Origin of the sequence: Leifsonia sp. SIMBA_070 (genome assembly GCF_046534635.1) — a bacterium.
Lineage (GTDB): Bacteria > Actinomycetota > Actinomycetes > Actinomycetales > Microbacteriaceae > Leifsonia.
This window is the reverse complement of sequence record NZ_JAWRYK010001043.1, coordinates 1-230: the sequence shown is the minus strand read 5'-3', so window position 1 is coordinate 230 and position 230 is coordinate 1. Positions and strand designations below refer to the sequence as shown.

Annotated in this window: 1 protein-coding gene; it reads right to left on the bottom strand. The window is 66.5% G+C overall.

Features of this window, described 5'->3' with window-relative positions; translation table 11 throughout:
* On the bottom strand, positions 1-230 hold a 230-nt coding region (locus SB754_RS23325), incomplete at both ends, for a hypothetical protein (RefSeq protein WP_410784609.1).

The window sequence follows — 230 nt, the reverse complement described above, 5'->3', positions numbered from 1 at the left end:
GAGGCAGGAGCCGGCCCATGACGCGCAACTGCTCGATCTCGTTGGAGAGGAACTGGTCCGACAGTTGCCGGTCCCTGCCATAGGCGCCCGGGGTGCCGTAGGCCTCGAGCAGCCGATCGAGGCCGGCGATAAGCCCCCTCTGCTGCGCGTCCTGCCCCAGAAGAAGCAAGGCTTCATTGAAGGCGCCGTCAAGGTCGAAAGCAGACGCCAGCGCACGGCGCTGCATCCAC